Source organism: Kitasatospora sp. NPDC048194, from assembly GCF_043202455.1.
Classification (GTDB): Bacteria; Actinomycetota; Actinomycetes; order Streptomycetales; family Streptomycetaceae; genus Kitasatospora.
In genome coordinates this window covers 18,737-41,011 of sequence record NZ_JBIDAK010000027.1, presented here as the reverse complement: position 1 = coordinate 41,011, position 22,275 = coordinate 18,737, and the positions used below count along the sequence as shown (strand labels likewise).

Below are 22,275 nucleotides of genomic sequence, written 5' to 3'. Positions count from 1 at the left end.
CTCCGTGTGGGGGAGATCGGGGCCGCTCCAGCCGCCGTTCCAGGCGGCCAGCAAGGTGGGGAAGGGGCGCGTGGCACACGTCGCGCGCCCCTTGGCTGTCCGCCGCCCCCGGTCCCCGGTCCCCGATCCCCGGTCGCCGGCCCGCGGTCCCGGCTCCCGGCCCTTCCGTTCCCCGGCCCCTCCGTCCCCCCCCCGGGCCGGACGTCTCGGTGCCGGTCTCAGCCGTCCGCGCCACCGGACTGCCGGGGCAGCGCCAGTGCCACGGTGTCCGCGAACTCCCGTACCGCGCTGGTCCGGCTGACCACCCGGCCGCTGTGCACCACCAGCCGGCTGTGCCCGCCCGCGAGCGCCCCGGCCAGGCTGTCCCCGCGCACCGCCAGCAGCTCCGCGGGGAAGCCCGCGTCCACCCGGACCGGCGGCAGCCCGAGCACCCCCCGGGCCTGGTTCGCCACCGCGTCGTACGCCTCCTCCGGGCCCAACTCCCCGCCCGCAGCCAGCAGGTAGGCCGACTCCAGCGGATCGGCCCGGCCGACCGGATTGGACTGGTCCCGCAATGCGCCGCTGCCCGCCGCCAGCGGCACCCGGGCCGAGGCCAACTCCCGTACCAGGCCCGGCCGCAGACCGGTGGCCCGGCCCTCCAGGCCGGTGCAGCCGCCGTTCTGCGGCAGGCAGACCACCCGCACCCCGCTGGTCGCCAGCACGGTGGAGGCGCCCCGGGGCAGCGCGCCGCACGGGCCGAGCGTCACCCGCGGCCGCAGTGGCGCCAATGCCCCTGTCAGTCGGGCCAGTTGGGCCGCGTCGCCGGCCGTGGTGTGCAGGTCCACCGGGCAGTCCAGCTCCCGGGCCGCCTCCAGCAGCAGCTGGACGTACCCGGCCGGATCCGGGTCCAGCTCGGGGCAGCCGCCTGCCGCCGTGGCGCCCAGTTTGAGCGCCTCGCGCAACTGCGCCCGCCCGTCCGCACCGGCCCGCCCGGTGAGCAGCCGGGGCATCGCGACCGCCTGGAGCTCGGCGAGGCCCCGGAGCGCCTGCCGGGCGGTGAGCACCGCCTCCAGCCGGCTCAGCCCGTGCACGTCGCCGATCCGGACGTGGGTGCGCTGGGCGGTGGCGCCGTAACCGAGCGAGGTGAGCGCGGCCTCGGTGACCCGTCGGGTGAGGTCGGAGTGGGTCTCCGGCGGCGGGGTGGGCAGGGCGGCGGAGAAGGCGGCGTCGTAGTGGGCGTGCGCTTCGGCGGGGGCCGGGAGCAGCAGGTACCCCTTGAGGTCGATCCGGGCGCCGGTGGTGACGGTGGGTGCGCCGGGCAGGGCGGGCAGCGGGCCGAGGCTGCCGACGGTGCCGACCGCCTGGATCCGGTCGCCGCTGATCCGGACGTCCACCACCCGTCCGTCGGCCAGCCGGGCGCCGGTGAGCAGCAGGACCGGGCCGTGCCCGAGCGGGTTGGCCGCCGGGTTGGGCCCGTGGTGCGGCCCGTCGGCGGCTGCGCTGTCCATCGCCGGCTCCTTCTCGCGCTGGGCCGTGGGGTCCGGTGGGCGGTGGGCTCGACCCCGGGATCGACCGTGGGGATCGGCCCCGGCGGGGATCGGCCGGGGCCCCGACCGATGAGGGTCGAGCCTATGGCGAGAGGCGCCGGGGCGCCGGGAGGCGGGCAATAGTCGTATCGGGTCGGGGCGCAGGCTTCGTCGGCCGGTCGAACGCCCGGCCTTGGATCGACCGTCCGTGCACCTCGCCCACCTGCGGTCTTCGCCCCGGGATACGGATTTCACCTCTGGGCGCGGAACGTGTAATCTCTTCCTCGTTCGCCCCTATAGCTCAGTCGGTAGAGCGTCTCCATGGTAAGGAGAAGGTCTGCGGTTCGATTCCGCATGGGGGCTCTGGTGAGAAGTGGTCAGCTCCGGCTGTGCTGCGGATCACTGTGGCGGTGTAGCTCAGTTGGTAGAGCAAGCGGCTCATAATCGCTGTGTCACCGGTTCAAGTCCGGTCACCGCTACCCCGCGTAGTCGGTCGGGAGATCGCACTCCCGGTCGGCTACTCTTGTTGTGTTCTTATTCGTTGTCCAAGGAAGGCACTCCCGTGGCTGCCACCGACGTCCGCCCGAAGATCACGCTGGCCTGCGTGGAGTGCAAGGAGCGGAACTACATCACCAAGAAGAACCGGCGTAACGACCCGGACCGTCTTGAGATGAAGAAGCACTGCCCCCGCTGCAACTCGCACACCGCGCACCGCGAGACCCGCTGACCCTGTCGCAGGGCTTCGGGCCTGTGTGAATTCAGGTCTTCTGCTCCGGGCCGCATCCCTCAACGGGGGTGCGGCCCGGAGCTTTTTTCGTATCCACCCCGCGTTTCGAGGAGCTGCCATGGCGCTCGACCCCTCCTTCATCGGGCGTAGTTACCCGCCCACCGAGCCGTACGAGGTCGGCCGGGAGAAGATCCGCGAGTTCGCGGTCGCGATCGGGGACGCCAACCCGGCGTACACCGACGCGGAGGCGGCGAAGGCCTTCGGCCACCGGGACGTGATCGCCCCGCCGACCTTCCCGTTCGTGATCACCTACCGCGCGGCCGCCCAGGTGGTCGAGGACCCGGACCTCGGGCTGGACTACAGCCGGGTGGTGCACGGCGACCAGAAGTTCGTCTACACCAGGCCGGTCCAGGCCGGTGACCGGCTGACGGTCGCGGTCACCATCGACAACATCAAGTCGCTGGCGGGCAACGACGTGCTCACCGTGCGTGGTGAGGTGGCGGACGAGAGCGGCGAGCACGTTGTGACGTCCATCATGACGCTGGTGGCCCGGGCCGCCGACGAGGCGGGGGAGTGAGCGGCATGGCGGTCAACTACGACGAGGTCGAGGTCGGCACCGAGCTGCCGGCGCAGTCCTTCCCCGTGACCCGCGCCACGTTGGTGCAGTACGCGGGTGCCTCTGGCGACTTCAACCCGATCCACTGGAACGAGCGGTTCGCGCTGGAGGTCGGCCTGCCGGACGTCATCGCGCACGGCATGTTCACCATGGCCGAGGCGATCCGGGTCGTCACAGACTGGGTCGGCGACCCGGCCGCGGTGGTCGAGTACGGCGTCCGGTTCGTCCGCCCGGTGCCGGTGCCGAACGACGGTGTCGGCGCGGTGATCGAGGTGTCCGCCAAGGTCGCCAAGAAGCTGGACGACCGCCGGGTGCAGGTCGACCTGCTGGCCACCACCGGCGGGCAGAAGGTGCTCGGGATGTCCAAGGCGGTCGTCCGGCTCGCCTGAGCTGCGGATTCCCGCTGACCGGCCGCCCCGGAGCCCGTGCGTCGGGCTCGCGGGGCGGTTTTCGTCCTTGCCTCGATAGTGATTGGTCACTAACTTGGTTCTCATGGCGAGGACGAGCATGCGGATGAGCGCGGAGGAGCGGCGCGAGAGCGTCGTCCGGGCCGCGGTGATCGAATTCGCCAGGAACGGCTACCGGGGCACGTCGACCGAGGCGATCGCCCGTCGGGTCGGCGTCTCGCAGCCGTACCTGTTCCGGCTGTTCCCCGGCAAGCAGGCGATCTTCACCGCGGCCGCCGAGCGCTGCATCGAGGAGACCTGGCGGGTCTTCGACGAGGCGTCGGCCGGGCTGACCGGCGAGGCGGCCGCCGAGGCGATGTCCGAGGCGTACCTGGGTCTGGTCGAGGACGGCGAGCAGCTGATGATGCAGATGCAGCTCTACGTCTCGGTGTTCGCCTCCCGGATGGGCGGCGAGGACGGTGAGGACGGGATCGGCGAGACCGCCCGGCAGCTCTGGGAGGAGCTCTTCGAGCGGGTCAGGCTGCGGATCGGCGGCGACGCGGCGGAGGCCACGGAGTTCTTCGCGTACGGGATGCTGATCAACACGCTGGTCGCCCTGGGCTACCCGCAGGACCACCGGATCTGGGGCGGCTTCGGCGTGCAGAGCAGGGCCGGGCGCGGCGCGGCCGGGCAGGGCCGGGCCGAGTAGCGGGCCGCACGGTGGAGTCCGTGCGGCCCTTCTTCGGGCCCAGAAAGTTATTGATCAATAACTACCTAGGAGCGTGGGGGAACGTCATGACGGAGAAGACAGCCGGGCGGGAGGAGCAGCGGTTCGGCCGCACCGGCATCTGGACCCTGGTGATCACCAGCATCGCGGGATTCATGGCCAGCCTGGACAACCTGGTCGTCACCACCGCGCTGCCGTCCATCCGGGAGGAGCTCGGCGGCGGGCTGTCCGACCTGGAGTGGACGGTCAGCGCCTACACCCTCTCCTTCGCCGTGCTGCTGATGTTCGGCGCGGCCCTCGGCGACCGCTTCGGCCGCCGCCGGATCTTCCTGGTCGGGCTCTCGCTGTTCACCGTCGGCTCCGCCGCGGCCGCCCTGTCGCCGGGCATCGGCGCGCTGATCGCCGCCCGCGCCGTCCAGGGCGCCGGGGCCGCGGTGTCGATGCCGCTCACCCTCACCCTGCTCACCGCCGCGATACCCGCGGCCAGGCGCGGCCTGGCCTTCGGCATCTGGGCCGGCGTCAACGGCCTCGCCATCGCCACCGGGCCGCTGGTCGGCGGCACCCTGACCGAGCACTTCTCCTGGCAGTGGATCTTCTGGGTGAACGTCCCGGTCGGCGTCGTGCTGGTACCGCTGGCCGCGCTGCGGCTGCGCGAGAGCCGGGGCGCCAGCCCGACCCTGGACGTGGTCGGCACCGCACTGGTGAGCCTCGGCCTGTTCGGCGTGGTGCTCGGCCTGATCCGCGGCAACCCCGACGGCTGGACCAGCCCGCTGGTGGTGGCCGCGCTGACCGGCGGCGTCGTGCTGCTGATCGCCTTCGTGCTGTACGAGCAGCGCGGCCCCGAACACCCGATGCTGCCGATGCGGCTCTTCCGCAGCCGGGCCTTCACCGCCGTCAACGCCTCCGGTCTGCTGATGTTCCTCGGAATGTTCGGCTCGATCTTCCTGATCAGCCAGCACCTGCAGACCGTGGGCGGCTACACCCCGCAGGAGGCCGGCATCCGGATGCTGCCGTGGACGGGCATGCCGCTGGTGGTCGCACCGATCGCCGGCGTCCTGGCCGACCGCTTCGGCGGCCGCCCGGTCGTCGTCACCGGACTGGTCCTCCAGGGCCTCGGCCTCGCCCTGTACGGGGCGATCACCGGCTCCCACGCCCACTACGAGTACGGCCCGGTGGTGCCCGCCGTGGTGCTCTGCGGCATCGGGATGTCGCTGTACTTCGCGCCGACCGCCGCCCTGGTGATGGACAGCGTCCGGCCGCACGAGCAGGGCATCGCCTCCGGCGCCAACAACGCGCTCCGGGAGGTCGGAGGCGCGCTCGGCGTGGCCGTGCTGTCGGCCGTGTTCTCGTCCCGGGGCGGTTACGGCTCGGAGCAGGCCTTCGTCGACGGCCTGGTGCCCGCGCTGTACGTCGGCGCGGGGGTGGTGCTGGCGGCGGCGGTCTGCGCGCTGCTGCTGCCGCGCCGGGCGAGGGCGGCGGCCGGTGCGGAGGGTGCGGCCGGTGCGGTCGGTGCGGCCGGTCCGGGGGACGGCGGCCCGGCCGGCCCGGCCGACCCGGTGGACGGTGCGGCCGTCGCGGCGGACGGTGGCGAGCGGGCCGGAGAGCCGGAGACCGAGACGGCCAGGGCCTGAGGGGCGAACGGAGCCGCTTCCCGGAGCCCGCTCCGGAAGGCCCGCCCCCGGAAGGCCGTCCCCCCGACAGCCCCCGGGCAGGCCTTCCCCCGGGAAGCGGCTCCCCGCCGCCCCCGTACGCTGGTGGGCGTGCTGGTAGAAAACGACGCCCCCCTCGCCCCGCTGACCACGCTCCGGCTCGGCGGCCCGGCCCGCCGCCTGGTGACGGCCCACACCGACGACGAGGTGATCGCCGCCGTCCGCGAGGCCGACGCGGCCGGCGAGCCGCTGCTCGTCCTCGGCGGCGGCTCCAACCTGGTGATCGGCGACGCCGGCTTCCCCGGCACGGTCCTGCGGATCGCCACCGCCGGCTTCGCCCTGGACGGCACCGTGCTGGAGCTCGCGGCCGGCGAGGTCTGGTCGGAGGCGGTCACCCGCACCGTCCGCGAGCACGGCCTGGCCGGGATCGAGTTCCTGGCCGGCATCCCCGGCTCGGCCGGGGCCACCCCCGTGCAGAACGTCGGCGCGTACGGCCAGGAGGTCGCCCAGACGATCACCGAGGTGGTCGCGTACGACCGCACCGCCGGCGAGGTGGTCACCCTGACGAACGCCGAGTGCGCGTTCTCCTACCGCCACAGCCGCTTCAAGGCCCGGCCGGACCGCTACGTGGTGCTGCGGGTGCGGTTCGCCCTGGCGGACCACGCCGGGCTCTCCACCCCGGTCAAGTACGCCGAGGTGGCCCGGCACTTCGGCGTGGAGCAGGGCGAGCGGGTGCCGCTGGGGGAGGCGTACGAGGCGGTGCTGCGGCTGCGCTCCGGCAAGGGCATGGTGCTGGACCCGGCGGACCACGACACCTGGTCGGCCGGCTCCTTCTTCACCAACCCGGTGCTCACGGCCGCGCAGTACGAGTCCTTCCGCACCCGCCCGGGCGCCGAGAACGCCCCCGCCTACCCCGCGCCGGAGGGCTGCACCAAGACCTCGGCCGCGTGGCTGATCGACAAGGCGGGCTTCGGCAAGGGCTACGGCAGCGGCCCGGCGACCCTCTCCACCAAGCACACCCTGGCGCTCACCAACCGCGGCTCGGCCACCGCCGAGGACCTGCTGGCGCTGGCCCGGGAGATCCGGGACGGGGTCAGGGAGGCCTTCGGGGTGGAGCTCGTGAACGAGCCGGTGATGGTGGGCGTCAAGCTCTAGGGCACCTAGGACCCGGCCGTCGGGGCGCCGTCGGTGGCGGGGGCGTCCGCCAGCCAGCCGTCGATGTCGGCGAGCAGTTCCTTGCGGACGGCCTCCGGCGCGCACGAGCCGCGCACCGACTGCCGTGCCAGCTCGGCGAGTTCGGCGTCGCTGAAGCCCAGCACGGTTCGCGCCAGGTCGTACTGGTCGGCGAGCCGGCTGCCGAACAGCAGCGGATCGTCCGCGCCGAGCGCCAGCGGCACCCCGGCGTCGAAGAGCCTGCGCAGCGGGACGTCCTCGGGGCGCTCGTAGACGCCGAGCGAGACGTTCGAGGCGGGGCAGACCTCGCAGGTGACCTGACGGTCCGCCAGTCGGGCCATCAGGCGCGGGTCCTCGGCGGCCCGCACGCCGTGGCCGATCCGGCCGGCGCCCAGGTCGTCCAGGCAGTCCCGGACGGACTCCGGCCCGGCCAGCTCGCCGCCGTGCGGGGCGGCCAGCAGCCCGCCCTTGCGGGCGATGGCGAAGGCCCGGTCGAAGTCCCGGGCCAGACCGCGGCGCTCGTCGTTGGAGAGGCCGAAGCCGACCACCCCGTGATCGGCGTACCGGACGGCGAGCCGGGCCAGCGTCCGGGCGTCCATCGGGGACTTCATCCGGTTGGCCGCGACCAGCACCCGGATGCCCACCCCGGTGGCGTCGGCGGCGTGCTCCACCGCGTCCAGGATCAGTTCCAGTGCGGGGATGAGCCCGCCGAGCCGCGGTGCGTAGGAGGTCGGGTCGACCTGGATCTCCAGCCAGCGGGAGCCGTCCCGCTTCTCGTCCTCCGCCGTCTCCAGGACCAGCCGACGGATGTCCGACTCGTCGCGGAGCACGGAGCGGGCGGTGTCGTACAGGCGCTGGAAGCGGAACCAGCCGCGTTCGTCGGTGGCCCGCAGCCGGGGCGGCTCGCCGGAGCTGAGCGCCTCCGGCAGCCGGACGCCGTGCTTGGCGGCCAGCTCCAGCAGGGTGGCGGGCCGCATCGAGCCGGTGAAGTGCAGGTGCAGGTGGGCCTTCGGGAGGCCCCTGACGTCTCGCGGGTTCAACAGGCGTTCCATTCGCCGATACTGCCGTATGCGACCCCCGAACGGGAACCGCCCCCTTCCCATCCCCCGAAGGGGTGAAAGGGGGCGGTGTGCCGGGTGAATCCCGAACGTCGCATTGACATCCCGGATCGGAGCCCCGTCAGGGGCGGACCTCAGTCGCGGGCCTCGCCGAGCAGCTTCTGGATCCGGCTGACGCCCTCGACCAGGTCGGCGTCGCCGAGCGCGTAGGAGAGCCGCAGGTAGCCGGGGGTGCCGAAGGCCTCGCCCGGGACGACCGCGACCTCGGCCTCGTCCAGGATCAGGGCGGCCAGCTCACCGGAGGTCTGCGGGCGCTGGCCGCGGATCTCCTTGCCCAGCAGGCCCTTGACCGACGGGTAGGCGTAGAAGGCGCCCTCGGGCTCGGGGCAGTAGACGCCCTCGATCTCGTTGAGCATCCGCACGATGGTCTTGCGGCGGCGGTCGAAGGCGGCGCGCATCTCGGCCACCGCGTCCAGGTCGCCCGCGACGGCGGCCAGCGCGGCGCGCTGGGCGACGTTGGAGACGTTCGACGTGGCGTGCGACTGCAGGTTGGTGGCGGCCTTGATCACGTCCTTGGGGCCGATCACCCAGCCCACCCGCCAGCCGGTCATGGCGTAGGTCTTGGCGACGCCGTTGACCACGATGCACTTGTCGGCCAGCTCGGGCAGCAGGGCGGGCAGCGAGGTGAAGGTCGCGTCGCCGTAGACCAGGTGCTCGTAGATCTCGTCGGTGAGCACCCACAGGCCGTGCTCCAGGGCCCAGCGGCCGATCGCCTCGGCCTCGGCCTCGGTGTAGACCGCGCCGGTCGGGTTGGACGGCGAGACGAAGAGCACCACCTTGGTGTTCTCGGTGCGGGCGGCCTCCAGCTGCTCGACCGAGACCTTGTAGCCGGTGGTCTCGTCCGACACGACCTCCACCGGGACACCGCCGGCCAGCTGGACCGACTCCGGGTAGGTGGTCCAGTACGGGGCCGGGATGATGACCTCGTCGCCCGGGTCCAGGATCGCGGCGAAGGCCTCGTAGATGGCCTGCTTGCCGCCGTTGGTGACCAGCACCTGGGAGGCGTCCACCTCGTAGCCGGAGTCGCGCAGCGTCTTCGCGGCGATCGCGGCCTTCAGCTCGGGCAGGCCACCCGCCGGGGTGTAACGGTGGTTCTTCGGGTCGCGGCAGGCCTCGACGGCCGCCTCGACGATGTAGTCCGGCGTGGGGAAGTCGGGCTCGCCGGCACCGAAGCCGATCACCGGACGGCCGGCCGCCTTGAGGGCCTTGGCCTTGGCGTCCACGGCGAGGGTCGCGGACTCGGCGATCGCGCCGATCCGGGCGGAGACCCGGCGGTCGGCGGGGCGGATGGACTGGTCGGGCTGCGGGGTGGAAGCGCTCATGCCTGCATCGTCGCAGAACCGGGACGGACCGGGCATCGTGGTTCCAGTATCCGTACGGCCCCGTCCGCATCCCGGCCCCCGCCGATCCGCCGGTGGCCGCGCCGCCCGGCCGGACATCCGTCGGGCCGGGCGGCGTCCCGGAAGAAGAGGTTCGACCAAACAGCCCTCGACCACGTACACTCGCTGCTCGACGGCCCACCGAAAACGACCGGAGCTTTCACCGCCTGTACAGACGGCGGGGGGAGATGCGGTAGGTTGGTCGCGACAGGAGCCGCGAGGTTCTGTAGGGCAATAGCTCAATTGGTAGAGCACCGGTCTCCAAAACCGGCGGTTGGGGGTTCGAGTCCCTCTTGCCCTGCTGCTTGATCCGTTATCAGCCCGTTCGCTCCACAGAGCGAGCGGGCTTGATGCGGAGAGGGCACCGATCAGCACCGCTTAAGCCGACCGCTCGTGCCTCAAACGGGTACGCAGGTGATGTTGGCCGGACCCGGATTCAGGTGAGGACGAGTGACGGAGACCACGGGCTCCACCGCAACGCCTGAGAGCGGCAACCCCGAGGGGACCGACGGCGCCGCCGAGACCACGTCCGTCGAGGGCGGGAAGAAGTCCGGCAAGAAGAAGTCCGGCAAGCGGGCCAAGAAGGGCCTGTTCGCCCGGATCGGCCTGTTCTACCGCCAGATCATCGCCGAACTGCGCAAGGTCGTCTGGCCCACCCGGAGCGAGCTCACCAACTACACCGCCGTCGTGGTGACCTTCGTCGTGGTCGTGATGGGCCTCGTCTACGGCCTCGACTACGGCTTCGCGAAGCTCAGCCTGTTGGTCTTCGGCTGATCCGAGCGCCCCACCTTCGAAGCGACTCCCGACCCGGGCCGAATCCTCGGCCCGGGTCGAGCTGTCGGCGGTGGACGTACGCGCGCGTACCGTGGACTCGGTACTGTTGAAGTCTCCGAGGCCTGTCCTGGCGCCCGCGCGAGCGGTCGCGCGCCGGTCCGGTTCCGGAGCGCGCCACCTTCACCATCTCCAGGAAAGAAGCAGCCACCGTGTCTGAGTCCCCCCTGTACGACGCCGACGAGACCGTCCGCGAGGCGGATGTCGCCGCCGAGCTGGACGCGGCCGAGCTGGCTGACGACGCCGACTCCGCCGAGCAGATCGTGGACGCCTCGGACAGCGACGAGGACGAGGTCGAGGCGTACGACGAGGCCGAGGCCGGCGAGCCCGCCGAGGAGGCCGCGCTGCACGTCGAGGGCGACGAGGAGCCCGCCGCCGACGCGTCGGTCGCCGAGGAGTCCGTCGAGGAGCCCGTCGAGGACGAGGCGGAGGCCGAGGTCGACCCGGTCGCCAAGTTCCGCGAGGACCTGCGCTTCATGCCGGGCGAGTGGTACGTGATCCACACCTACGCGGGTTACGAGAACCGGGTGAAGCAGAACCTGGAGCAGCGCGCCGTCTCGCTGAACGTCGAGGAGTACATCTTCCAGGCCGAGGTGCCGCAGGAGGAGGTCGTCCAGATCAAGAACGGCGACCGCAAGACCATCCGCCAGAACAAGCTTCCCGGCTACGTCCTGGTGCGCATGGACCTCACCCCCGAGTCCTGGGGCGTCGTGCGCAACACCCCGGGCGTCACCGGCTTCGTCGGCAACGCCTACGACCCGTACCCGCTGACCCTGGACGAGGTCGTCAAGATGCTCGCCCCGGACGTCGAGCGCCAGGCCGCCAAGGAGGCCGGCAAGCCCTCGCCGGTCAAGCCGAGCGAGATCCAGGTGCTGGACTTCGAGGTCGGCGACTCGGTCACCGTCACCGACGGCCCGTTCGCGACCCTCCAGGCGACCATCAACGAGATCAACCCCGACTCGAAGAAGGTCAAGGGCCTGGTCGAGATCTTCGGCCGGGAGACCCCGGTCGAGCTCTCCTTCGACCAGATCCAGAAGAACTAGCCCCACGTCTTCGGATCCGGGGCGGGGCCGAGGGGCCCCGCCCCGGATCCGTTTTGGTCCAGCGGCGCAGACGCGTTAGCCTGGTCCGATGTGTGTGCTGGCGGCCGGGTGTCGCCCCGGTTCCGTACACACCAGCAATCACCTCTCGGAAGGACCCGGAGAGACATGCCTCCCAAGAAGAAGAAGGTCACGGGGCTTATCAAGCTCCAGATCAACGCCGGTGCGGCCAACCCGGCGCCGCCGGTCGGCCCCGCGCTGGGCCAGCACGGCGTCAACATCATGGAGTTCTGCAAGGCCTACAACGCGGCGACCGAGTCGCAGCGCGGCATGATCGTGCCGGTGGAGATCACGGTCTACGAGGACCGTTCCTTCACCTTCATCACGAAGACGCCGCCGGCCGCGCGCCTCATCCTGAAGGCCGCCGGTGTCGAGAAGGGCTCCAGCGAGCCGCACAAGACCAAGGTCGCCAAGCTCACCAGCGCCCAGGTCCGCGAGATCGCCACCACCAAGATGCCCGACCTCAACGCCAACGACCTGGACGCGGCGGAGAAGATCATCGCCGGCACCGCCCGGTCGATGGGCATCACCGTCGAGGGCTGATCAGCCCCCGTCCCGTCAGGGGCACACCGGCTCAGCCGTCCCCCGTGGTAGGGCCTGCGCGGGCCCGTTGACTACCACAACTCCAATCACCATTCAGGAGCAGCAGTGAAGCGCAGCAAGGCTCTGAAGGCCGCGGACGCCAAGGTCGACCGCGAGCGCCTCTACGCCCCCCTCGAGGCCGTCCGCCTCGCCAAGGCGACCAGCACCACCAAGTTCGACGGCACCGTTGAGGTCGCCATGCGTCTGGGCGTCGACCCGCGCAAGGCCGACCAGATGGTCCGCAGCACCGTGATCCTCCCGCACGGCACCGGTAAGACCGCTCGGGTCCTGGTCTTCGCGACCGGCGAGCGTGCCGAGGCCGCGCGTGCTGCGGGTGCCGACATCGTCGGTGCCGACGAGCTGATCGACGAGGTCGCGAAGGGCAAGCTGGACTTCGACGCCGTCGTCGCCACCCCGGACCTCATGGGCAAGGTCGGCCGCCTGGGCCGTGTGCTCGGTCCCCGTGGTCTGATGCCGAACCCGAAGACCGGCACCGTGACCCCGGACGTCGCCAAGGCTGTCAACGACATCAAGGGCGGCAAGATCGAGTTCCGCGTCGACAAGCACTCGAACCTGCACTTCATCATCGGTAAGGTCTCCTTCACCGACGAGCAGCTGGTCGAGAACTACGCCGCCGCGCTGGACGAGGTGCTCCGCGCCAAGCCGTCCGCCGCCAAGGGCCGCTACATCAAGAAGACCGCGTTCTCGACCACCATGGGCCCCGGTGTCCAGGTGGACCCGAACCGCACCCGCAACCTCCTCGTCGAGGAGGACCCGGCCGCGGTCTGAGCCCCAGCGCTCCGGAGCAGTCCGCACGGCGGGCCCGTACCCCCTTCACCGGGGGTGCGGGCCCGCCGTCGTGCGTGGGGAAGGCGTCGATCGAGGCGACGTCGAAACGGTTGCCGGATCGGGACATCCGCGAATGCGAACGTTTGCCCGGACCGTCGTACGCTCTGCCGGTCAGATCATGTGGAGAACCTGTGACCGCAGGAGTGTGCCGTGCCGCCCGCCCTTCGCCCCGCCGCGCTCGCAGCGGCCCTGCTGCTGCTCGGTGCCGGCACCGGCTGCAGCGTCCTGGCCGCCCCCGGCATCGCCGTCCCCGGTGAGCCGGCGCCGGTGCCGCCCCGGCAGGTGGTGCTCGCGGCCGCCCAGGCACTGGACGACACCGGCGGCGCCCGGATCGACGTGGTGCGGGAGGGGCCGGACGGCAGGCGCACCGCCGGCGGCACCCTGGCCTGGGGCGACCGGGACGAGGCCGAGCTGACCGTCGCCGACGAGCTCGGGTCCGGGCGGCTGACCCTGCGGGACGGCGCGATCGACCTCGCCTACCAGGGCGGCCCCGACAAGCACGCGGACCGCGCCACCGCCGAGTCGCTCGACCCGAAGGCCGGCGCCGACCCGGAGGGCTACGCGGGCGGCTGGACCACCGCGCTGATCACCGACCCGGGCAGCCGGGCGTACGCGATCGCCCAGACCGACCGGCTGAGCTCGCTCGGCGGCGAGCAGCTGGACGGGATGACCGTCGCGCACTACCGGGGATCCGCGCCGGTGGCCCAACTCTTCGGCGCGGAACGGCAGCTGAGCCCGCAGCGGCTCGCCCCGACGGTCGACTGGTACCGGCAGCGCGGGGTGGCGGAGATCGGCTACGACCTGTGGATCGGGCCGGGCCAGCGGTTGTTGAGGCTGCGCGAGACGGTCCGCGGCAGTGCCGGAACCACGGTGACCACGACCGACGTCTCAGCCTCCGCGGCCGGGGATCCGTCGACCGCCGCCGGGAATGCGCCGACCGGCGCGGGGGATGCACCGACCGCCGTGGGGGATGCACCGACCACCGCGGCCGGGTGAGGGGAGCGGGATATCCGGTGCGGCGCCGATCGGGTGATCCGTTAGAGTCCGCGTGAGAAGAAGCTGAGAATCGGCTCTTCCGAAAACCTGAATCGCTACGGGGGGTACCTTCCATGCGCGCTGTGCGCCTCGCCTCGACCGCTGTCACCGCCGCGGTCCTGCTGGCCGCTCTCACCGCCTGCGGCAGCGGCAGCGGCAAGAGCGGCGACGACGCCAAGAGCCCCGACGCCAAGAGTGCCTCGACCAAGGACCCGGGCTCCCTGGCGGCCGCGCTGACCGGCGACCCGAAGGCCGCGCTGGCCGCCGCCGCCCTGGTGATGCAGAAGGCCGGCAACGGCAAGGTCGCCATGATCACGCCGGACAGCTCCCAGCCCGGCGGCGCCGGCACCGCCGACTGGAAGGACCCGGGCAAGGCCTCCGTGGACCTCACCAGCGACATGGAGGGCAAGAAGCTCAAGGTCCGGGTGATCGGGACGGACGCCTACGTCGGCGGCGACGACACCGCAGCCCCGGCGCTGGGCGGCAAGCACTGGGTCAAGGTGCCCGCCTCCGAGGAGATGGGCAGCGCCTTCCTGGTGATGGGTCAGATGATGAACCCCGTCGCCCAGCTCACCGTCGCCGGCCAGAGCGGCAAGCCGAGCAAGGTCGGCGAGGAGACCGTGGACGGCGTCCGGACCACCCACCTGCGGGCGGTCGAGGACACCTCGGTCCTGGTGGCCGGGATGACCTCGCTCTCCGCCGAGCAGCGCCAGTCCGTCGAGAAGACGCTGGAGGAGGACGGCAAGACCCTCACCATCGACTTCTGGCTGAACGACAAGCAGGAACTCGTGAAGTACCGGGAGTACGGCGACACCAACGGCGAGTCGAAGGCCGTCACCGTCACGTACTCGGACCTGGGCAAGGGCGCGAAGTTCGAGGCGCCCGCCGCCGGCGACCTCGGGTCCCCGGCGGACCTGCTCAAGCTGCTCGGCTGACGGCGGGCCACCGGCCCGCCCGCACCGCCGACCGGCTCACGCCCCCGGGCGCACCGTGCGCCCGGGGGGTTCTCGAGGGGGGAACCCATGGCTGGAACCCGCAACACCGCCCTGGCCGTCGTGCTCGCCGCGCTGGCCCTGACCGCGACCGCCTGCAACAGCGACGACGGCAAGAGCGCGGCCCCGGCCGCGCCGGGCTCGGCCGCCGCCGCGAACACCCCGTCCACCGCGCCGACCTCCGCCGCCCCGGTGAAGGTGAGCCCGGCGGCCTACCTGGAGCAGGTCACCCAGAAGGTGAGCGCCGCCAAGTCGGCCAAGGTCGACGAGGCGATCACGATCGGCCCGATCGCCATGAAGGGCACCGGTGCGATGTCCTGGGCCGACGGTCTCCAGGGCGAGCTCACGATGGACTTGTCCGGCTCCCCCATGGGGCAGGCCCTCGCGAAGATCACCGGCAGCGACTCCGCGCCGTACCGCTTCGCCAAGGACGGCATGTACCTGCGCCTCGGCGGCGAGGCGGTGGACGCGCTGGGCGGCCGCCACTGGATGCACTACAGCCAGGCCGACCAGGCCAAGGCCACCGGGGGCAGCTCCGACCAGCTGAAGGACGCGGACCCGGTCGAGGGCGTGCGGGCGCTGATCGCCACCGGCAAGGTGACGGAGGTCGGCCAGGAGACCGTGGCCGGAAAGGCGACCACCCACTACTCCGGTGTGCTCGACCTGAACGACATCACCGCGGCGGCCGGCAAGGGCATGACCCAGCAGCAGCTCGACCAGCTCAAGGAGAAGCTGAGGACCGCCGGCATCTCCAAGGAGACGATCGACGTCTGGGTCGACGCCGACCAGCTGGTCGTCCAGCGCACCGAGACCGGCGACACCAAGGCCGGCGCGTTCAAGGCCTCCGTCCTCTACTCGGACTACGGCGTGGCGGTCGACACCACCGCGCCGGACCCCTCCGACACCGTGGAGGCGTCCGAGCTGCAGAAGCTCGCGGGCACAGCCGGCTGACCGCGGCCGGACGTACGGCCGTCCGGAGGCGGTCGAATCGCTGAGGCTTCCCCAGGGGGCCACCACCCCTCGATCCCGGTCCGGATGGCAAGGTGGCCGGGTGAGAGAGGAACGGACGATGGCGGGACGGCAGCGGCTGGCGGCGCTGGCCGCCGTGGTCGTGCTCGCGGCCGGGCTGACCGGGTGCGGCGGGGGCGGCAGAGCCGCCGTGACGCCCTCCGGCAGTCCGACCTCCGCCGGCGCCCCGTCGACCGGTGCGACGCCGACCGGGCCCGCCAAGCCGACCGACCGGTCGCCGCACGGGGTGCTGCTCTCCGCCGAACTGGCCATGCAGACCGCCCGCCGGGCGAAGGTCAGCTACCGGCTGGGCGCGGACGCCGGCTACGGCCCGCTGTTCTGGGCGCCCAAGACGGCGCTGCAGGTCAAGCGCTCCACCCCGGCCGACGCCGAGCAGCTGATCGTCGTGGACACCGTCGCCTACCAGGGCGGCGACGCCGCGACCGCCGCCCGCAACGGGGGCCGGCACTGGGAGCGCTTCTCCGTCCCGCCCGGCCCGGACGGCCGCAAGGAGGTCCCGTACGCGGGGCTGATCGACCTGCTGAACCCGGTGGAGGCGCTGACCGCGGCCACCGCCGACGGTGTGGACCCGGCCTTCGTCGGCGAGGAGAAGCTCGAGGACTCGACCGTCGAGCACTACCGGGTGACCACCACCGCCGAGCGGTACGCGGCCGCCCAGACCCAGCTGAGCCAGGCCCGGCGGGACGGCCTGCGGGCGGCCCTGGCACCGGGCGGTTCGCTCTCGCTCACCGTGGACCTCTGGCTGAACGACAAGGACCAGCTGGTCCGCCTCCAGCGCACCGGCACCGGGGACAGCGGCCGGGCCGACGACTCCGTGGTCTACTCCGACCTCGCCGGGCCGCTGCTCTCGGCCCAGGCCCCGGCCGAGACGGACACCGTGGACACCGGGGTCCGGACGGTCTCCCCGCTGGCCCGCTGAGGGGCGCCGGCGCTCCGTGCGGCCGCCGGAGGTCCGAGGGACGCGGAGATCCGCCGAGGGTCCACCGACCCGTCCGGGGTTCACCCGTCCGAGGGCGATTTGCGCCGTACGAACGAGTCCGGCTACTGTGGCGGAAGCCAAAGACCGCTGGTTGTCGCCGTGCGCCCGTCAGGGAGCCGGTGGCCGAAGGATCTGTGCCCAGCACAGGCAGCCCGCGCAGGTGTGTTTGGAGCTTGGACTTCCGGTCCCGCGTCCGCGCGGTCGCCGTCGAGGTCGTGGAGAGCCCCGTGCGCCCTGCGCACCGGGGCTCGTTGCATTTCGCAGGAGCTTTCCTTCCGTCCCGGCCGGTTCGAGGCGTGAATGGTCGACTTTCGCGGTCGGCCGGACTTCGACATCACGGAAGGAGGCGTAAGCCTATGGCCAGGCCCGACAAGGCTGCCGCCGTCGCCGAGATCACGGACAAGTTCCGTGGCTCCGCCGCGGCGCTGCTGACCGAGTACCGCGGTCTCTCGGTGAAGCAGGTCAAGACCCTGCGTCGCTCGCTCGGCGACAACGCCGAGTACGCCGTGGTGAAGAACACGCTGACCAAGATCGCGGCCAATGAGGCCGGGATCTCCGAGCTCGACGACCTGTTCAACGGTCCGACGGCTGTCGCCTTCGTCACCGGTGACCCGGTGGAGTCGGCGAAGGCTCTGCGTGACTTCGCCAAGGAGAACCCCGCTCTCATCATCAAGGGCGGTGTCCTTGACGGCAAGGCGCTGTCCGCCGATGAGATCAAGAAGCTCGCGGACCTCGAGTCCCGCGAGGTGCTGCTCGCCAAGCTGGCGGGTGCCCTGAAGGCCAAGCAGTCCCAGGCTGCCGCGCTCTTCCGGGCCCTCCCGTCGAAGCTCGTCCGCACCGTGGACGCGCTGCGCGACAAGGTCGAGCAGGGCGGTGCCGGTACGCCGGCTCCCGCCGCCGAGGACGCGGCCGCCGAGTAATTCGGCAGGCTCACGCCTCGCTGCGGGCCCGTACGCCCGCCAACCCGTACATCCGGCACCACCTGCCGATTTAGTGGAAGGACGCCAATCATGGCGAAGCTGTCCCAGGACGAGCTGCTCGCGCAGTTCGAGGAGCTCACCCTCATCGAGCTCGCTGCCTTCGTGAAGGCCTTCGAGGAGAAGTTCGACGTCACCGCTGCCGCCCCGGTCGCCGTGGCCGCCGCCGCCGGTGGTGCCGCTGGCACCGAGGCCGCCGTCGAGGAGCAGGACGAGTTCGACGTCATCCTCGAGTCGGCCGGCGACAAGAAGATCCAGGTCATCAAGGAGGTGCGCACCCTGACCTCCCTCGGCCTGAAGGAGGCCAAGGACCTCGTTGACACCGCTGGTGCCAAGGTTCTCGAGAAGGTCGCCAAGGACGTTGCCGAGAAGGCCAAGGCTGCCCTCGAGGGCGCCGGCGCCAAGGTCACCGTCAAGTGATCCTGTGCCCCCTCTGAGGGGGCGCCGGGCCGGGCCGATCACCCTTGCGGGTGGTCGGCCCGGCCTTTTCGCGTTCCGGGGCCGGCCGGAACCACCGGTGTGGCCGATCGCGCACTCGGCAGTGTCGGCGCCGAGGAGTATGGTGATCACCGTCGTCGACGGTGGCCCCCACCACGGCTTCTGTAACGCCGGAGGGGTTCCGGCCGATAGACGGATCGAGGTCCGCACCGCCGGCGGGCCCTTGACGAACCCGGCGCGGCGCGCGATTCTCAAGGCGCGAGTCCGCCCGGTTGGTTTGCGGCTGGATGCATAACCAGCGGCTCCGGCGGGAAATGACTCCACGTGAGTTAGAGCAGTACCCGGTGGGCGCTCCGCGTCCGCCGGCTACCGGGAGGAGTCTCCGATTCGGTCTCCGAATCAGAGCTGGACAGCAGTGTGGCCTTTGGCTACACTGTCCCTTTGCGCTGCCTGTTAGCTGCTCCGTGACTCGTCGCCCGGAGTTTGCGTTGCCCTGAAGGGGTCTGGCACCGCCTCCGCAAATCGGCTCTGACCTGGGGTTTCGACCCCGGCAGAGGCCGGTGGCCACGGAGGTGGGGTCAAGGCTCAAGCAGGCCCGGCTGGTACGCGCGTAGTGAGCTCCGAGCCCTCGGAAGGACCCCCCTCTTGGCCGCGCCGCGCAACGCCTCGAACAATTCCGCCGCATCCACCGCCCCGCTCCGCGTCTCCTTCGCGAAGATCAAGGAGCCCCTCGAGGTCCCGAACCTCCTGGCCCTGCAGACCGAGAGCTTTGACTGGCTGCTCGGCAACGCGGCCTGGAAGGCCCGGGTCGAGGAGGCGCTGGAGTCCGGTCAGGACGTCCCCACCAAGTCCGGTCTGGAGGAGATCTTCGAGGAGATCTCGCCGATCGAGGACTTCAGCGGGTCGATGTCCCTGACCTTCCGCGACCACCGTTTCGAGCCGCCGAAGAACTCCATTGACGAGTGCAAGGACCGCGACTTCACGTACGCGGCCCCGCTCTTCGTCACGGCCGAGTTCACCAACAACGAGACCGGTGAGATCAAGTCTCAGACGGTCTTCATGGGCGACTTCCCGCTCATGACCCACAAGGGCACGTTCGTGATCAACGGCACCGAGCGTGTCGTCGTGTCGCAGCTGGTCCGCTCCCCGGGTGTGTACTTCGACTCCACCCTGGACAAGGTGTCCGACAAGGACATCTACTCCTGCAAGGTCATCCCCTCGCGTGGTGCCTGGCTGGAGATGGAGATCGACAAGCGCGACATGGTCGGCGTCCGCATCGACCGCAAGCGCAAGCAGTCCGTCACCGTGCTGCTCAAGGCGCTCGGCTGGACCAACGAGATGATTCTCGAGGAGTTCGGCGAGTACGAGTCGATGCGCAACACCCTGGAGAAGGACCACACCCAGGGCCAGGACGACGCGCTGCTGGACATCTACCGCAAGCTGCGTCCGGGCGAGCCGCCGACGCGCGAGGCCGCGCAGACGCTTCTGGAGAACCTGTACTTCAACCCGAAGCGCTACGACCTGGCCAAGGTCGGCCGGTACAAGCTCAACCGCAAGCTGGGCAACGCCGAGTCGCTGGACTCCGGCGTGCTCACCGAGCCCGACATCATCGGTGCGATCAAGTACCTGGTGAAGCTGCACGCCGGTGAGACGGAGTGGCGCGACGAGACCGGCCGCGACATCGTGGTCGAGGTCGACGACATCGACCACTTCGGCAACCGCCGCCTGCGCAACGTCGGCGAGCTCATCCAGAACCAGGTCCGTACGGGTCTCGCCCGCATGGAGCGCGTCGTGCGCGAGCGCATGACCACCCAGGACGTCGAGGCGATCACGCCGCAGACCCTGATCAACATCCGGCCGGTCGTCGCCTCCATCAAGGAGTTCTTCGGCACCAGCCAGCTGTCGCAGTTCATGGACCAGACGAACCCGCTGTCGGGCCTGACCCACAAGCGCCGTCTGTCCGCCCTCGGCCCCGGCGGTCTCTCCCGTGAGCGCGCCGGCTTCGAGGTCCGTGACGTGCACCCCTCGCACTACGGGCGCATGTGTCCGATCGAGACCCCCGAAGGCCCGAACATCGGTCTGATCGGGTCGCTGGCCTCGTACGGCCGGGTGAACGCCTTCGGCTTCATCGAGACCCCGTACCGCAAGGTCGACGAGACCGGCCTCGTGACGGACCAGGTGGACTACCTGACCGCCGACGAGGAGGACCGCTTCGTCATCGCCCAGGCGAACGCTCCGCTCACCGCGGACAGCCACTTCGCCGAGCCGCGCGTCCTGGTCCGCCGCCGTGGCGGCGAGATCGACTACGTGCCGGGCACCGAGGTCGACTACATGGACGTCTCGCCGCGCCAGATGGTGTCGGTCGCGACCGCCATGATCCCCTTCCTCGAGCACGACGACGCCAACCGCGCGCTCATGGGCTCGAACATGATGCGCCAGGCGGTGCCGCTGCTGAAGAGCGAGGCCCCGCTGGTCGGCACCGGCATGGAGTACCGCTGCGCCGTCGACGCCGCCGACGTGATCACCGCCGAGAAGGCCGGTGTGGTCCAGGAGGTCTCGGCCGACTACGTCACCGTGGCCAACGACGACGGCACGTACACCACGTACCGCGCCGCCAAGTTCACCCGCTCCAACCAGGGCACCTCCTTCAACCAGAAGGTGCTCGTGGACGAGGGTGCCCGGGTCGAGGCCGGCCAGGTGCTGGCCGACGGCCCCTGCACCGACGCGGGCGAGATGGCCCTCGGCAAGAACCTGCTCGTGGCGTTCATGTCGTGGGAGGGTCACAACTACGAGGACGCGATCATCCTGTCGCAGCGCCTCGTGCAGGACGACGTCCTCTCCTCGATCCACATCGAGGAGCACGAGGTCGACGCCCGTGACACCAAGCTCGGCCCCGAGGAGATCACCCGGGACATCCCGAACGTCTCCGAGGAGGTCCTCGCCGACCTCGACGAGCGCGGCATCATCCGGATCGGCGCCGACGTCGTCACCGGTGACATCCTCGTCGGCAAGGTCACCCCGAAGGGTGAGACCGAGCTGACCCCCGAGGAGCGCCTGCTCCGCGCGATCTTCGGCGAGAAGGCCCGCGAGGTCCGCGACACCTCGCTCAAGGTCCCGCACGGTGAGTCCGGCAAGGTCATCGGCGTGCGCGTCTTCGACCGCGAGGAGGGGGACGAGCTTCCCCCGGGCGTGAACCAGCTGGTCCGCGTCTACGTGGCCCAGAAGCGCAAGATCACCAACGGTGACAAGCTCGCCGGCCGCCACGGCAACAAGGGTGTCATCTCCAAGATCCTCCCGGTCGAGGACATGCCCTTCCTCGAGGACGGCACCCCGGTCGACATCATCCTCAACCCGCTGGGTGTCCCGTCCCGAATGAACCCGGGACAGGTCCTGGAGATCCACCTCGGGTGGCTCGCCAAGCAGGGCTGGGACGTCTCCGGCCTCGCCGACGAGTGGGCCCAGCGCCTGCAGGCGATCGGCGCCGACCGGGTCACGGGTGGCACCAACCTCGCCACCCCGGTCTTCGACGGCGCCCGCGAGGACGAGATCACCGGTCTGCTGGACAACACCACCCTCACCCGTGACGGTGAGCGCCTGGTGAACTCCACCGGCAAGGCCCGGCTGTTCGACGGCCGCTCCGGCGAGCCGTTCCCGATGCCGATCTCGGTCGGCTACATGTACATCCTCAAGCTGCACCACCTGGTCGACGACAAGCTCCACGCCCGTTCGACCGGTCCGTACTCGATGATCACCCAGCAGCCGCTCGGTGGTAAGGCGCAGTTCGGTGGTCAGCGCTTCGGTGAGATGGAGGTGTGGGCCCTGGAGGCGTACGGCGCTGCGTACGCGCTGCAGGAGCTGCTCACCATCAAGTCCGACGACGTCCTCGGCCGGGTCAAGGTCTACGAGGCCATCGTCAAGGGCGAGAACATCCCCGAGCCCGGCATTCCCGAGTCCTTCAAGGTTCTCATCAAGGAAATGCAGTCGCTCTGCCTCAACGTGGAGGTGCTGTCCTCGGACGGCCAGTCCATCGAGATGCGGGACTCCGACGAGGACGTGTTCCGCGCCGCCGAGGAGCTCGGCATCGACCTGTCCCGGCGCGAGCCGAGCAGCGTCGAAGAGGTCTGACGGAGGCCGGGCCGGCTGCCCCGAGCAGCCGGCCCGCCCCCAGGCCCCCCTCAGACCA

The 22,275-nt window shown here is 71.1% G+C and carries 20 protein-coding genes and 3 tRNA genes; 20 read left to right on the top strand and 3 right to left on the bottom strand.

The features are described from left to right. Nucleotides 1–218: 218 nt before the first annotated feature. Nucleotides 219–1,487: a hydrolase gene (locus ACGF07_RS27055; protein ID WP_392902795.1), complete on the bottom strand. Its 1,269-nt coding sequence runs from the start codon at nt 1,485–1,487 to the stop codon at nt 219–221. A 308-nt stretch (nt 1,488–1,795) separates the two neighbouring features. On the opposite strand from ACGF07_RS27055, the gene ACGF07_RS27050 reads away from it, so the two are divergent. The 8 genes from ACGF07_RS27050 (at nt 1,796) to ACGF07_RS27015 (ending at nt 6,765) form a co-directional block, all read left to right on the top strand. Continuing rightward, nucleotides 1,796–1,868 (top strand) — tRNA-Thr (locus tag ACGF07_RS27050). Between the two features lie 43 nt (nt 1,869–1,911). Next, nucleotides 1,912–1,984 (top strand) — tRNA-Met (locus ACGF07_RS27045). Nucleotides 1,985–2,067: 83 nt separating this feature from the next. After that, entirely contained in the window at nt 2,068–2,232 is a 165-nt protein-coding gene (gene rpmG, locus ACGF07_RS27040; RefSeq protein WP_006604855.1) for a 50S ribosomal protein L33, read from the top strand. A 118-nt stretch (nt 2,233–2,350) separates the two neighbouring features. After that, nucleotides 2,351–2,809 carry a MaoC family dehydratase N-terminal domain-containing protein gene (locus tag ACGF07_RS27035; RefSeq protein WP_350747354.1) on the top strand — a complete coding sequence of 153 codons (459 nt, stop codon included), beginning with the start codon at nt 2,351–2,353 and terminating at the stop codon, nt 2,807–2,809. Nucleotides 2,810–2,814: 5 nt separating this feature from the next. Then, a complete protein-coding gene (locus ACGF07_RS27030; protein ID WP_350747352.1) occupies nt 2,815–3,237 on the top strand; it encodes a MaoC family dehydratase in 423 nt (140 codons plus the stop codon). Between the two features lie 103 nt (nt 3,238–3,340). Continuing rightward, complete coding sequence (locus ACGF07_RS27025) at nt 3,341–3,943, top strand: TetR/AcrR family transcriptional regulator (RefSeq protein ID WP_392902793.1); 603 nt, start codon at nt 3,341–3,343, stop codon at nt 3,941–3,943. An 86-nt stretch (nt 3,944–4,029) separates the two neighbouring features. After that, entirely contained in the window at nt 4,030–5,592 is a 1,563-nt protein-coding gene (locus ACGF07_RS27020; protein WP_392902791.1) for an MFS transporter, read from the top strand. A gap of 123 nt (nt 5,593–5,715) precedes the next feature. Continuing rightward, the gene (locus tag ACGF07_RS27015; protein WP_392902789.1) at nt 5,716–6,765 is read left to right on the top strand and encodes a UDP-N-acetylmuramate dehydrogenase; all 1,050 of its coding nucleotides are present in this window, start codon (nt 5,716–5,718) and stop codon (nt 6,763–6,765) included. Between the two features lie 5 nt (nt 6,766–6,770). On the opposite strand, the gene ACGF07_RS27010 is transcribed toward ACGF07_RS27015, so the two are convergent. Continuing rightward, nucleotides 6,771–7,835, bottom strand: a complete 1,065-nt coding sequence (locus ACGF07_RS27010) for an adenosine deaminase (RefSeq protein WP_350747340.1) — start codon at nt 7,833–7,835, stop codon at nt 6,771–6,773. Between the two features lie 140 nt (nt 7,836–7,975). Further along, the gene (locus tag ACGF07_RS27005; RefSeq protein ID WP_350747337.1) at nt 7,976–9,223 is read right to left on the bottom strand and encodes a pyridoxal phosphate-dependent aminotransferase; all 1,248 of its coding nucleotides are present in this window, start codon (nt 9,221–9,223) and stop codon (nt 7,976–7,978) included. Between the two features lie 285 nt (nt 9,224–9,508). On the opposite strand from ACGF07_RS27005, the gene ACGF07_RS27000 reads away from it, so the two are divergent. The 12 genes from ACGF07_RS27000 (at nt 9,509) to rpoB (ending at nt 22,217) form a co-directional block, all read left to right on the top strand. Next, nucleotides 9,509–9,581, top strand: a tRNA-Trp gene (locus ACGF07_RS27000). A gap of 149 nt (nt 9,582–9,730) precedes the next feature. After that, nucleotides 9,731–10,054, top strand: a complete 324-nt coding sequence (gene secE, locus ACGF07_RS26995; protein WP_350747334.1) for a preprotein translocase subunit SecE — start codon at nt 9,731–9,733, stop codon at nt 10,052–10,054. 209 nt (nt 10,055–10,263) lie between these two features. Next, nucleotides 10,264–11,154 (top strand): transcription termination/antitermination protein NusG, encoded by an 891-nt coding sequence (gene nusG / locus ACGF07_RS26990; protein WP_350747332.1) that lies wholly within the window; start codon nt 10,264–10,266, stop codon nt 11,152–11,154. Nucleotides 11,155–11,319: 165 nt separating this feature from the next. Then, nucleotides 11,320–11,754 (top strand): 50S ribosomal protein L11, encoded by a 435-nt coding sequence (gene rplK / locus ACGF07_RS26985; RefSeq protein ID WP_153461023.1) that lies wholly within the window; start codon nt 11,320–11,322, stop codon nt 11,752–11,754. A gap of 105 nt (nt 11,755–11,859) precedes the next feature. After that, the gene (rplA, locus tag ACGF07_RS26980; RefSeq protein WP_350747329.1) at nt 11,860–12,582 is read left to right on the top strand and encodes a 50S ribosomal protein L1; all 723 of its coding nucleotides are present in this window, start codon (nt 11,860–11,862) and stop codon (nt 12,580–12,582) included. A gap of 210 nt (nt 12,583–12,792) precedes the next feature. Continuing rightward, on the top strand, nt 12,793–13,638 hold the full coding sequence (locus ACGF07_RS26975) for a hypothetical protein (protein WP_392902786.1): 846 nt from the start codon (nt 12,793–12,795) through the stop codon (nt 13,636–13,638). A gap of 113 nt (nt 13,639–13,751) precedes the next feature. After that, a complete protein-coding gene (locus tag ACGF07_RS26970; protein ID WP_392902784.1) occupies nt 13,752–14,612 on the top strand; it encodes a hypothetical protein in 861 nt (286 codons plus the stop codon). 87 nt (nt 14,613–14,699) lie between these two features. Then, nucleotides 14,700–15,620, top strand: a complete 921-nt coding sequence (locus tag ACGF07_RS26965; protein ID WP_392902782.1) for a hypothetical protein — start codon at nt 14,700–14,702, stop codon at nt 15,618–15,620. 118 nt (nt 15,621–15,738) lie between these two features. Then, nucleotides 15,739–16,617: a hypothetical protein gene (locus ACGF07_RS26960; protein WP_392902780.1), complete on the top strand. Its 879-nt coding sequence runs from the start codon at nt 15,739–15,741 to the stop codon at nt 16,615–16,617. Between the two features lie 416 nt (nt 16,618–17,033). Beyond that, nucleotides 17,034–17,597: a 50S ribosomal protein L10 gene (gene rplJ / locus ACGF07_RS26955; protein WP_392902777.1), complete on the top strand. Its 564-nt coding sequence runs from the start codon at nt 17,034–17,036 to the stop codon at nt 17,595–17,597. Between the two features lie 90 nt (nt 17,598–17,687). After that, nucleotides 17,688–18,074, top strand: coding sequence for a 50S ribosomal protein L7/L12 (gene rplL, locus ACGF07_RS26950; RefSeq protein WP_350747790.1), 387 nt, complete (start codon nt 17,688–17,690; stop codon nt 18,072–18,074). Nucleotides 18,075–18,737: 663 nt separating this feature from the next. After that, entirely contained in the window at nt 18,738–22,217 is a 3,480-nt protein-coding gene (rpoB, locus tag ACGF07_RS26945; protein WP_350747793.1) for a DNA-directed RNA polymerase subunit beta, read from the top strand. The last annotated feature ends 58 nt before the right edge of the window (nt 22,218–22,275 follow it).